General features: G+C 61.2%; 10 protein-coding genes. 9 read left to right on the top strand and 1 reads right to left on the bottom strand.

Translation table 11 applies throughout. The annotated features are described in order from the left end of the window. Positions 1 to 5 precede the first annotated feature (5 nt). Positions 6 to 1,544 carry a glycerol-3-phosphate dehydrogenase gene (gene glpD, locus A462_RS22080; protein WP_008433488.1) on the top strand — a complete coding sequence of 513 codons (1,539 nt, stop codon included), beginning with the start codon at positions 6 to 8 and terminating at the stop codon, positions 1,542 to 1,544. Positions 1,545 to 1,592: 48 nt separating this feature from the next. On the opposite strand, the gene A462_RS22085 is transcribed toward glpD, so the two are convergent. Then, a complete protein-coding gene (locus A462_RS22085; protein ID WP_008433485.1) occupies positions 1,593 to 2,315 on the bottom strand; it encodes a tetratricopeptide repeat protein in 723 nt (240 codons plus the stop codon). A gap of 125 nt (positions 2,316 to 2,440) precedes the next feature. Here A462_RS22085 and A462_RS22090 point away from each other — a divergent pair, with 125 nt between their 5' ends. The 8 genes from A462_RS22090 to A462_RS22125 all read left to right on the top strand — a co-directional run bounded on the left by A462_RS22090 (position 2,441) and on the right by A462_RS22125 (position 12,026). Next, a complete protein-coding gene (locus A462_RS22090; RefSeq protein WP_008433483.1) occupies positions 2,441 to 4,765 on the top strand; it encodes a TonB-dependent receptor in 2,325 nt (774 codons plus the stop codon). A gap of 336 nt (positions 4,766 to 5,101) precedes the next feature. Beyond that, positions 5,102 to 6,028, top strand: a complete 927-nt coding sequence (locus A462_RS22095; RefSeq protein WP_008433481.1) for a glutamate/aspartate ABC transporter substrate-binding protein — start codon at positions 5,102 to 5,104, stop codon at positions 6,026 to 6,028. 195 nt (positions 6,029 to 6,223) lie between these two features. Then, on the top strand, positions 6,224 to 6,970 hold the full coding sequence (locus A462_RS22100; protein ID WP_003208731.1) for an amino acid ABC transporter permease: 747 nt from the start codon (positions 6,224 to 6,226) through the stop codon (positions 6,968 to 6,970). Then, entirely contained in the window at positions 6,970 to 7,641 is a 672-nt protein-coding gene (locus A462_RS22105) for an amino acid ABC transporter permease (RefSeq protein ID WP_003208733.1), read from the top strand. The genes A462_RS22100 and A462_RS22105 overlap by 1 nt, the downstream gene beginning before the upstream one ends. Further along, a complete protein-coding gene (locus A462_RS22110; RefSeq protein WP_003208734.1) occupies positions 7,638 to 8,372 on the top strand; it encodes an amino acid ABC transporter ATP-binding protein in 735 nt (244 codons plus the stop codon). Before A462_RS22105 ends, A462_RS22110 begins: the two co-directional genes overlap by 4 nt. Before the next feature lie 67 nt (positions 8,373 to 8,439). Next, a complete protein-coding gene (locus tag A462_RS22115; protein ID WP_003208735.1) occupies positions 8,440 to 10,341 on the top strand; it encodes a sensor histidine kinase in 1,902 nt (633 codons plus the stop codon). Then, positions 10,338 to 11,678: a sigma-54-dependent transcriptional regulator gene (locus tag A462_RS22120; protein ID WP_003208736.1), complete on the top strand. Its 1,341-nt coding sequence runs from the start codon at positions 10,338 to 10,340 to the stop codon at positions 11,676 to 11,678. The genes A462_RS22115 and A462_RS22120 overlap by 4 nt, the downstream gene beginning before the upstream one ends. A gap of 18 nt (positions 11,679 to 11,696) precedes the next feature. Beyond that, complete coding sequence (locus tag A462_RS22125) at positions 11,697 to 12,026, top strand: GlpM family protein (protein ID WP_172834602.1); 330 nt, start codon at positions 11,697 to 11,699, stop codon at positions 12,024 to 12,026. The last annotated feature ends 139 nt before the right edge of the window (positions 12,027 to 12,165 follow it).

Raw genomic sequence — 12,165 nt, 5'->3', positions numbered from 1 at the left:
AGCCGATGAACCCTTCTACCTTGCCTGCCCCACCGCTTGCCGAAGTCTATGACGTTGCCGTTATCGGTGGCGGGATCAATGGCGTCGGGATTGCAGCAGACGCAGCCGGTCGCGGTTTGTCGGTATTCCTTTGCGAAAAGGACGACCTGGCCAGCCACACTTCCTCCGCGAGCAGCAAGCTGATCCACGGTGGCCTGCGTTACCTGGAGCATTACGAATTCCGCCTGGTGCGCGAGGCCCTGGCTGAACGTGAGGTGCTGTTGGCCAAGGCCCCGCACATCGTCAAGCAGATGCGCTTTGTATTGCCTCACCGCCCGCACCTGCGTCCGGCATGGATGATTCGCGCCGGCCTGTTCCTGTATGACCATCTGGGCAAGCGGGAAAAACTCGAAGGCTCCAAGAGCCTCAAGTTCGGCCCCGACAGCCCGCTGAAAAGCGAAATCACCAAAGGCTTCGAATACTCCGATTGCTGGGTCGACGACGCCCGCCTTGTAGTACTCAACGCCATGGCTGCGCGGGAAAAGGGTGCGCACATCCACACCCAGACCCGTTGCGTCAGCGCACACCGCAGCAAAGGCCTGTGGGAAATGAACATGGAACGTGCCGACGGCAGCCTGTTCTCGATCCGCGCCCGAGCGCTGGTGAACGCCGCCGGCCCGTGGGTGGCCAAGTTCATCAAGGATGACTTGAAGCTGGATTCGCCCTACGGCATCCGTCTGATCCAGGGCAGCCACCTGATCGTACCGAAGCTGTATGAAGGCGCCCACGCGCACATCCTGCAGAACGAAGACCAGCGTATCGTCTTCACCATTCCGTACCTGAATCACCTGACCATCATCGGCACCACCGACCGCGAATACACCGGCGACCCGGCGAAAGTGGCGATTACCGAAGGTGAAACCGACTACATGCTCAACGTGGTCAACGCGCACTTCAAGAAGCAGCTGAGCCGCGATGACATCGTGCACACCTATTCCGGCGTGCGCCCGCTGTGCAACGACGAGTCCGACAACCCGTCGGCGGTGACCCGCGACTACACCCTGGCGCTGTCCGGCACCTCGGGCGAGGCGCCGTTGCTGTCGGTGTTCGGCGGCAAGCTGACCACCTACCGCAAGCTGGCCGAATCGGCGATGGCACAACTGGCGCCTTACTTCACGCAGATGCGCCCAAGCTGGACGGCTACAGCCACCCTGCCCGGCGGCGAAAACATGAGCACGCCAGAAGCCCTGGCCGATGCAATCCGTAGCAAATACGACTGGGTGCCGAGCGAGATTGCCCGTCGCTGGTCCACCACTTACGGCAGCCGCACCTGGCGCCTGCTGGAAGGCGTGCAATCGCTGGCGGACATGGGCGACCACCTCGGTGGCGGCCTGTACACCCGCGAAGTCGATTACCTGTGCGCTGAAGAATGGGCCACTCAGCCCCAGGACATCCTGTGGCGCCGCAGCAAGCTGGGCCTGTTCACCACGCCGCAGGAGCAGGAGAACGTGCAGCGTTACCTGTCCAAGGTTGAGCACAACCGCGGCAAGATCGAAGCGGCCTGATCAGCCCGACGTAAAAAAGCCCCTGCACCGAAAGGTCCAGGGGCTTTTTCATGCCTGCAGATGACGCTGATAGCGCAGGCCCATTTCACGAATCCCGCTGAAGGCAGAGCCCAGCAACACGGGATAAGCCGCCTGCAAAAAGCCTGGCGTGGCCGTCGCGAGAGCCCGCTCCAACCATAGGCAGGCCTGCACGTCGTCGCCGTCGTGAGCCAGCTCCGCAGCATGGTTGTATTGCCCGCGAAAATCCCCGGCCTCGGCTGAGCGCTGATACCACTGGCGCGCCAGTTGAACATCCTTGGGCACTACCACGCCTTCATGGTGGAACCGACCCAACAGGTTCATCGACTTGGCGTGCCCCTTGGCCGCAGCCTGGCGGAACAGTTCATATGCCGCGACAAGGTCACGCTCCACACCACGGCCACGCGTCAGCAACTGGCCGTAGTTATACAAACCCCAATCCAGCCCCAGATCGGCGGCCTTGCGGTAATGCCGCGCACTGTCTTCCAAGTCGACCTCGCAGCCCCAGCCATTCTCCAGGCAGCGCCCGATCATGTTGATTGCCATGGGGTGACGCTGCCGCGCAGCGATGCGAAACCAGCTCAACCCCAGCGCCTCATCCTTCTGCACGCCACGACCGTCGAGCAGCAGCTGGGCCAGGGTCGCCTGTGCGTCGGCATCTCCCAGCTGTGCCGCATGCATCACCCAGCGCACATAGGCACGCGGGTTATCACCGATATCCGAGGGCTCGCTGCCTGGCTGTGCGCTCTGCATTCCTGCCCCGAGTAGCGATCAAGGACCGCAAAAAGTTTCATGATTTATTTGGTTACAAAGTATTACATTTGAGATCGCTTATCAATTACGATCGCATCTCACTAACACTAACAAGAGATTACTCAATGGCTACCGGCATCAGTTCTGCCCCCCTCTCATCGCGGCATTTGCTCGCGTCGGCAGTGGGCCTGGCAGTGGCTGCGCAAGGAGGATTCAGTTACGCGGCGGAGCCCGCACCAGAAGACAACACAGGGGTCATCCAACTCGGCGCGACCAGCATCGAAGGCCAGGCCCCGAGCCAGAGCGTCTACAACCCTGTGGCGCCTTCTTCCCCCAAGTACACCGAGGCCCTGCGCGACACGCCGCAGACCATCACGGTGGTGCCCAAGGAAGTCATTCATGACCAGAACCTGCTGACCCTGCGCGACGTGCTCAGCACCGTGCCGGGGATCACCTTCGGGGCCGGCGAAGGCGGCAGCGGGTATGGCGACAGCATCAACCTGCGCGGCTTCTCCGCCAGCGGCGACATCTACGTAGACGGCGTGCGTGACAGCGCGCAGTACAGCCGAACCGACCCGTTCAACCTGGAGCAGGTCGAAGTCGTCAGCGGCGCAAGTTCGGTGTATTCCGGCTCCGGCGCGGTCGGTGGCACCATCAACCTGGTGAGCAAACAGCCGGAATTACGCGACAAAACCACCATCAGTGCGGGCATCGGCACCGATAACTACAAGCGCACCACCCTGGACACCAACCAGACGCTGAACGACACCACCGCGTTCCGCCTGAACCTGATGGCCCATGGTAACGACGTGCCTGGCCGCGATTATGAAGATTACGAACGCTGGGGCATCGCGCCCTCCATCGCGTTTGGCCTGGGCACGCCGACACGTGTCACCGTCAGTTATGAGCACCAGAAAGACGACAACACACCGCAATACGGTATCCCGATCTACAACGGCAAGCCCATGCCGGGCGTGGGTTGGAGTGACTACTACGGCTACCACAACATCAATGACCAGCAAATCACCTCGGACTCGTTCAGCTTGAAGCTCGAACACGACTTCAACGACGCCGTGTCCGTGCGCAACTTCACCCGCGTCGAGCGGGTGCGCCAGGACCTGCGCGCTTCCGGCCCCGAAGGTGCATTGACCGGCTGTCTGGCCAGCGGCACCCAGATCACCGGCGCCCCTTGCGCCGCAGGCCTGCAGCCGGGCTACTTCCAGCCAAGCGGCGGCTCACTGGGTAACGAGCGCAACACCCAGAACAAGATGTTCACCAACCAGACCGACGTCACCAGCCACTTCAGCACCGGGTTCATCGACCACACGCTGGTGACCGGCATCGCCATCAGCCGCGAGGAATACGAGGCGGATACCGGTAAATGGCTGACCAACGCCAACGGCAGCACCATCGTCCCACCACCGGTCAGCTACAGCGACCCGAACTCCGAATGGTCCGGCCCCGTCAACTTCACCCGGGCCGCCCACATTGACGGCGCGCTGAACAACCGCGCCGCCTATGCCTTCGACACGCTCAAGCTCAACCCACAGTGGGAAATCAACGGCGGCCTGCGTTACGAGCACAACGCCGGCAGCTCGGTGACCAATGCCTATTCCAGCACTGGCGTGGAAACGCCCGGCACTCGCTACGGCCAGGCGGATGACCTGACCTCCTACCGCCTGGCGCTGGTCTACAAACCGGTGGAAAACGGCAGCTTCTATATCGCCTACGGCAACAGCAAGACGCCGTCCCAGGCCAGCGTCAATGGGGGTTGCTACACCCCGGCCAAAAGCTCAAGCATCGCCACCAACAACTGCGATGTTTCCCCGGAAACCGCCGTCAGCTATGAGATCGGCACCAAATGGGACCTGCTCGACAATGCCCTCTCGCTGACGGGCGCGATCTTCCGCAATGACCGCACCAACTATAAAGTCGCCGACAACGACCCGAGCAACCTGAGCGGCACCCAGACCCTCGACGGCAAGGCACGTGCAGACGGTGTGGCGCTGGGCCTGAGCGGTCAGCTGACTGACCGCTGGAAGGTCTTCGCCAACTACACCTACCTGAACACTCGTGTGCTGCGCAGCGCCAGCGATTACACCCTGGCGACCACCGGCATCGACGTGCAGAAAGGCGAGCCGCTGACCTTCACCCCCAAACATGCAGCCAGCATCTGGACGGTGTACGACCTGCCCTACGACTTCCAGGTGGGCTACGGCATCACGGCGCAAACCAAGCAGTACCTGGTCAGCGCCGCCAACTCGCCGACTTCGCCCGGCTATGCGGTGCAGCGTGCGATGCTCGGTTACAAGGTCAACAAACAGTTGAACCTGCAGCTGAACATCAACAACCTGTTCGACAAGGAGTACCTCACCCGTATCCGCAACAACGGTTGGGCAGTGCCCGGCGATGGCCGCGCGGCAGTGGTGTCGGCCGACTACACGTTCTGACAGAGCCACACCCAAAAGCCCCGGGAGCCACACTCCCGAGGCTTTTTCATGGGCGATACGGGCCCACGCCGCCATTCGGTTTTCCGAACGCCATAGCTCAACCTATTCGGTTTGCCGGACCAAAACAGGAGAAAAAACCCGTAACACAAAGTTAATCTCTATATAAATCATATGGTTAACCTTTTATTTCTGGTCTGGCACGACTCATGCTCTACACTCGTAGGCGATTGCCTGAGGCGCCTCAGGAGCCGTCATAGGCTTTCGCAGTACTGTTTATATAAAAACGTGGCCGTCCCAACCGGTCTCATAAAAAAAACAAATGTCGAGGAAGTATTGATGCGCATCGTTCCCCATATCCTGGGCGCAGCTATCGCTGCTGCTCTGATCAGCACTCCAGTTTTCGCCGCCGAACTCACCGGCACACTGAAGAAAATCAACGACTCCGGCACGATCACTCTCGCTCACCGCGACAGCTCCATTCCGTTTTCCTATATCGCGGATGGTTCGGGCAAACCCGTGGGCTACTCCCACGACATTCAGCTGGCTATCGTTGAAGCCCTGAAAAAAGACCTGAACAAACCCGACCTGAAGACCAAGTACAACCTGGTCACCTCGCAAACCCGTATCCCGCTGATCCAGAACGGCACCGCGGATATCGAGTGCGGCTCCACCACCAACAACGCCGAACGCGCCCAGCAGGTTGACTTCACCGTCAATATCTTCGAAATCGGCACCCGCCTGCTGGTCAAGAAAGACAAGGAAGGCAAGCCGTCCTACAGCGATTTCGCCGACCTGAAAGGCAAGAACGTCGTGACCACCGCCGGCACCACGTCCGAGCGCATCATCAAGGCGATGAACGCCGACAAGCAGATGGGCATGAACGTCATCTCCGCCAAGGACCACGGCGAGTCCTTCCAGATGCTGGAAAGCGGCCGCGCCGTTGCCTTCATGATGGACGACGCCCTGCTGGCCGGTGAAGAAGCCAAGGCCAAGAAGCCGGACGACTGGGTCATCACCGGTACTCCACAGTCCTTCGAAGCCTACGCCTGCATGGTTCGCAAAGACGACCCAGCCTTCAAGAAGGCCGTGGATGATGCGATCGTCGGCCTGTACAAGTCCGGCGAGATCAACAAGATCTACAGCAAGTGGTTCGAGAGCCCGATCCCACCAAAAGGCCTGAACCTCAACTTCCCGATGAGCGACAAGGTCAAGGATCTGATCGCCAACCCAAGCGACAAGCCAGCGCCTGACGTAAAAATCTGATACCTGACTAAGCTTATGTCCTGAGGGAGCCAACCCTCCCTCAGGCGTCTGTTGCTACCTGCTGGCTTTAATTTTGGAACACTCGACCTGGCGGTTTTCGAGCCGATCGCGTGTGCCTGGCGTTCACCGTCGGGCGGGAAAGGATCTTCCCCAAGCGGGTGCTTGTACATCGATCGATCTCGAGGGGAGACCCTAATGAATTACAACTGGGACTGGGGCGTGTTCTTCAAGTCCACCGGCGTGGGCAGCGAGACTTATCTCGACTGGTACATCGCCGGCTTGGGCTGGACCATTGCCATCGCCGTCGTGGCATGGATCATCGCCTTGCTGCTGGGGTCTATTCTGGGCGTCATGCGCACCGTGCCAAACCGCATCGTATCGGGCATCGCGACCTGCTACGTGGAACTGTTTCGCAACGTACCGCTGCTGGTTCAGCTGTTCATCTGGTATTTCCTGATACCCGACCTGCTGCCGCAGAACCTGCAGGACTGGTACAAACAAGACCTCAACCCGACCACCTCGGCCTACCTGAGCGTTGTGGTGTGCCTGGGCCTGTTCACCGCTGCCCGTGTGTGCGAACAAGTCCGTACCGGCATCCAGGCGCTGCCACGGGGCCAGGAATCCGCCGCGCGCGCCATGGGCTTCAAGCTGCCGCAGATCTACTGGAACGTGCTGCTGCCCCAGGCCTACCGGATCATCATTCCGCCGCTTACCTCGGAATTCCTCAACGTCTTCAAGAACTCCTCCGTGGCGTCCCTGATCGGCTTGATGGAACTGCTGGCGCAAACCAAACAGACCGCCGAGTTCTCGGCCAACCTGTTCGAGGCCTTCACCCTGGCCACGCTGATCTATTTCACCCTGAACATGAGCCTGATGCTGCTGATGCGCGTGGTCGAGAAGAAAGTCGCCGTGCCCGGCCTGATCTCCGTGGGGGGTAAATAATGGACTTCGATTTCAGCGGCATCATCCCCGCCATCCCGGGCCTGTGGAACGGCATGGTCATGACCTTGCAGTTGATGGTCATGGGCGTGGTCGGCGGCATCATCCTGGGTACGATCCTCGCGCTGATGCGCCTGTCGTCCAGCAAACTGCTGTCGCGCCTGGCCGGCGCCTACGTGAACTACTTCCGCTCGATCCCGCTGCTGCTGGTGATCACCTGGTTCTACCTGGCGGTGCCGTTCGTGCTGCGCTGGATCACCGGCGAAGACACCCCGATCGGTGCGTTCACCTCCTGCGTCGTGGCCTTCATGATGTTCGAGGCGGCGTACTTCTGCGAAATCGTGCGGGCCGGCGTGCAGTCGATCCCCAAGGGCCAGATGGCCGCGGCGCAAGCGATGGGCATGACCTACGGCCAGACCATGCGCCTGATCATCCTGCCCCAGGCGTTCCGCAAGATGACCCCGTTGCTGCTGCAACAGTCGATCATCCTGTTCCAGGACACCTCGCTGGTCTACACCGTGGGCCTGGTGGACTTCCTCAACTCCGCCCGTTCCAACGGCGACATCATCGGCCGCTCCAATGAGTTCCTGATCTTCGCCGGTGTCGTCTACTTCATCATCAGCTTTTCCGCCTCGCTGCTGGTCAAGCGTCTGCAAAAAAGGTTTGCCGTATGATCTCTATCAAGAATATCAACAAGTGGTATGGCGACTTCCAGGTGCTGACCGATTGCAGCACCGAGGTTAAAAAAGGCGAAGTGATCGTGGTGTGCGGGCCGTCCGGCTCGGGCAAATCGACCCTGATCAAGTGCGTCAACGCCCTGGAACCGTTCCAGAAAGGCGACGTGGTGGTCGATGGCACCTCCATTGCCGACCCGAAGACCAACCTGCCGAAACTACGCTCGCGCGTTGGCATGGTGTTCCAGCACTTCGAGCTGTTTCCGCACCTGACCATCACCGAAAACCTGACCATCGCGCAGATCAAGGTATTGGGCCGCAGCAAGGAAGAAGCCACCAAGAAGGGCCTGCAACTGCTGGAGCGCGTCGGCCTGTCGGCTCACGCCCACAAGCACCCGGGCCAGCTTTCCGGCGGCCAGCAACAGCGTGTGGCGATTGCCCGTGCGCTGGCGATGGACCCGATCGTCATGCTGTTCGACGAACCGACCTCGGCCCTCGACCCGGAAATGGTCAACGAGGTGCTCGACGTGATGGTGCAGTTGGCCCAGGAAGGCATGACCATGATGTGCGTGACCCACGAAATGGGTTTCGCCCGCAAGGTAGCCGACCGGGTGATCTTCATGGACGCCGGCAAGATCATCGAAGACTGCCCGAAAGAGGAATTCTTCGGCGACATCAGCGCCCGCTCCGAGCGTGCGCAGCACTTCCTCGAGAAAATCCTGCAGCACTAAGCACTGCCCTGTTGTGGTGGGTCGGGCAACCCCACTCACCACAACTGGTTGACCCAAGGCATCTGTGATGAAATGCGACCCCAACCTCTTTCGCGCCGCGCCGCCATCACTTGCCGTGAAGCCTCGTCTGATTCGCCAATTGTTCCTGCCGCCGCTGATCATCGCCCTGATGATCGGACTGGGTTACGTCGGCTTCTGGATCAGCGAGTTCTATGGGATCCGCACCCTCAGCGATACCGGCGAACGCCAACTGGAATTGCACGCCCGCACCGTCGAGAGCGAACTCAGCAAATACACCTACCTGCCCAGTCTCCTGGAGCTGGAATCCAGCGTCTCCAGGCTGTTGGCCGACCCGAATCAAGAAACCCGCAAAACCGTCAACGACTACCTCGAAGGCCTGAACCGGCGCAGTCGCAGCCGGGCGATCTACGTGATGGACACCACCGGCCGTGTGCTGGCGACCAGCAACTGGCGCGATGCCGACAGTTACCAGGGTGAAGACCTGTCCTTCCGTGCCTATTTCCAGAATGCCGTGCGCGGCCAGCCCGGCCGGTTCTACGGCATCGGCAGCACCAACGGCGAACCCGGCTATTACCTGGCCCATGGTCTGGAAGAGCACGGCAAGATCATCGGCGTCGCCGTGGTAAAGGTACGCCTGGAAGCGCTGGAAGAGCGCTGGCAGCGGGCGCGCCTGGAGGCCTTCGTCAGTGACGAGAATGGCATCATCATTCTCTCCAGCGACCCGGCCCGTCGCCTCAAGTCCGTGCGGCCATTGAGCGATGACACCAAGGACCGCCTTGCCCACAGCCTGCAATACTACTGGGCGACGCTCAACGAGCTGGAACCACTGGCCCGCGAGCGCCTCAACGAAGGCACCGAGAAGTTGACCTTCCCGGCCAACAGCGAAGTGGTGGCCGACGAGCATGAGGTCAGCTACCTGGCCCAGACCCGCCCGCTGAACGACACCCCCTGGAATTTCACCCTGCTCACCCCGCTGAACGACCTGCGCCGGGCCGCCATCAACCAGGGCATACTGGTGGCCGTAGCCTTTGCGCTGGTGGCATTCCTGCTGATTGCCTGGAACGAGCGCCGCAAGGTGATTGCCACCCGCCTCGCCGCCCGGGAAGCCCTGCAGGAAGCCAATAACCAGCTGGAGCGACGGATTGCCGAACGCACCACCGACCTGCGGGCCAGCAACGAGCGGCTCAAGAGCCAGATTCGCGAGCGGCGCCAGGCCGAGGAAACCTTGCGCCGGGCCCAGGACGAACTGGTGCAGGCCGGCAAACTCGCGGCCATCGGCCAGATGTCCACCAGCATCGCCCATGAATTGAACCAGCCACTGGCCGCCCTGCGTACCCTGTCGGGCAACACCGTGCGCTTCCTTGAGCGTGGGGCGCTGGACACCGCCAGTGCCAACCTCAAGACCATCAACGAACTGATCGACCGCATGGGTCGCATCACCGCCAGCCTGCGCTCCTTTGCCCGGCGTGGCGATGACCAGGGCGAAGCCAATCTGGGCAAGGCGGTGGACGCTACGTTCCAGATCCTCGGCAGTCGCCTGGAGACCCTGCCGCTGACGGTGCACCGCCACTTCAGCAGCGCGCAGTTGCAGATCGACCAGACACGCCTGGAGCAGATCCTGGTCAACCTGATGGGCAACGCCCTGGACGCGATGCAGGCGCAACCGGCCCCCGAACTGTGGCTGGAAGGCGACATCGCCGACGGCAAATATCGCCTGCGGGTGCGCGATAACGGCCACGGGATTGATCCCGAGACCCGCAAGCATTTGTTCGAACCGTTCTTTACCACCAAACCCGGCGAACAAGGCCTGGGCCTCGGCCTGACGCTGTCGGCCAGCCTCGCGGCGGCGACCGGCGGCAACCTCGCCGTCGAGCATCCGGCCAGCGGTGGTACTGCCTTTGTCCTGAGTTTGCCGCTGGCGAGCCCTCAACAAGTCGAGTCGAAATGAACGCAGAAAAAACCACCGACCTGACCGTCCTGATCGTCGAAGACGACCCCCATGTATTGCTCGGCTGCCAGCAAGCCCTGGCCCTGGAAGACATTCCCAGCGTGGGCGTGGGCAGTGCCGAAGAAGCCTTGACCCTCGTCGGTGAAAACTTCGCCGGCATCGTCATCAGCGATATTCGCCTGCCGGGCATCGACGGCCTGGAGTTGCTGACCCGGCTCAAGGCCCTGGATAAAAGCCTGCCGGTGGTGCTGATCACCGGCCACGGCGATATCTCCATGGCCGTGGGCGCGATGCGCAACGGCGCCTATGACTTCATGGAGAAACCCTTCTCTCCCGAGCGCCTGGTGGACGTAGCCCGCCGCGCCCTGGAACAACGCGGTTTGGCCCGGGAAGTCTGGTCGCTGCGCCGGCAACTCGCCGAGCGCGATTCGCTGGAAGGCCGGATCATCGGTCGCTCTCCGGCCATGCAGAACCTGCGGGAATTGATCGCCAACGTCGCCGACACCTCGGCCAACGTGTTGATCGAGGGCGAGACCGGCACCGGCAAGGAATTGGTCGCGCGCTGCCTGCACGATTTCAGCCGGCGCCACTCCCACCAGTTCGTCGCCTTGAACTGCGGCGGCCTGCCGGAGAACCTGTTCGAAAGCGAAATCTTCGGCCACGAAGCCAACGCGTTCACCGGTGCCGGCAAGCGCCGCATCGGCAAGATCGAACACGCCCACGAAGGCACGCTGTTCCTCGACGAAGTGGAAAGCATGCCGATGAACCTGCAGATCAAGCTGCTGCGGGTGTTGCAGGAACGCACCCTGGAACGCCTGGGTTCGAACCAGAGCGTGGCGGTGGATTGCCGGGTGATCGCCGCGACCAAGTCCGACCTCGACGACCTGAGCCGCGCCAACCAGTTTCGCAGCGACCTGTACTACCGCCTCAACGTGGTGACCCTGGAACTGCCGCCGCTGCGTGAACGCCGCGAAGACATCCTGCAGTTGTTCGAACACTTCCTGCAGCAGTCGTCGCTGCGTTTCGACCGCACCGCGCCGGACCTCGACAACCAGACCCTGTCCAGCCTGATGAGCCATGACTGGCCGGGCAACGTGCGTGAACTGCGCAACGTGGCCGAGCGGTTTGCCCTCGGTTTGCCGGCGTTCAAGAAGAGCGGCGCCAGCAGCGGCAACCATGGGCTGGCCTTTACCGAAGCGGTGGAGGCGTTCGAGCGCAACCTGCTCAACGATGCCTTGCAACGCAGCGGCGGCAACCTGACCCAGGCCAGCCAGGAACTGGGGATGGCCAAGACCACGTTGTTCGATAAGGTCAAGAAGTACGGGCTGAGCCACTAGGAGCGCATTGTGGATTTATTGTTGAAGGCGGCATTGGGTGCGGGGGTGGTGTTGATTCTGGCGGCGCTGGCCAAGACCAAGAACTACTACATTGCAGGGTTGGTGCCGCTGTTTCCGACGTTCGCGTTGATTGCGCATTACATTGTCGGCAAGGGTCGGTCGGTGGAGGATTTGAAGACCACCATCGTGTTCGGGATGTGGTCGATCATTCCGTACTTTGTGTACCTGGCGACGTTGTATGTGATGGTTGACCGGATGCGTCTGGAGGCTTCGCTGGCGGTGGCGGCGGTAGCGTGGTTGATGGCGGCTACGATTTTGGTCAGCGTGTGGGTCCGGGTACACGCCTGACATACACCTATCAAAGATGCGGAGCCGGGTGGGTGTGTATATCCGTTATTTAGGTAACGGCCGCTTATGGTTCCGCTCTTACAGCGGCTCACTTTTGAAAAGCGCAAAAGTAAGCAAAACGCTCTTGCCCCACCACTCG

This window comes from Pseudomonas sp. Ag1 (assembly GCF_000278565.1).
GTDB lineage: Bacteria > Pseudomonadota > Gammaproteobacteria > Pseudomonadales > Pseudomonadaceae > Aquipseudomonas.
This window is presented reverse-complemented; position numbering and strand designations above follow the sequence as displayed.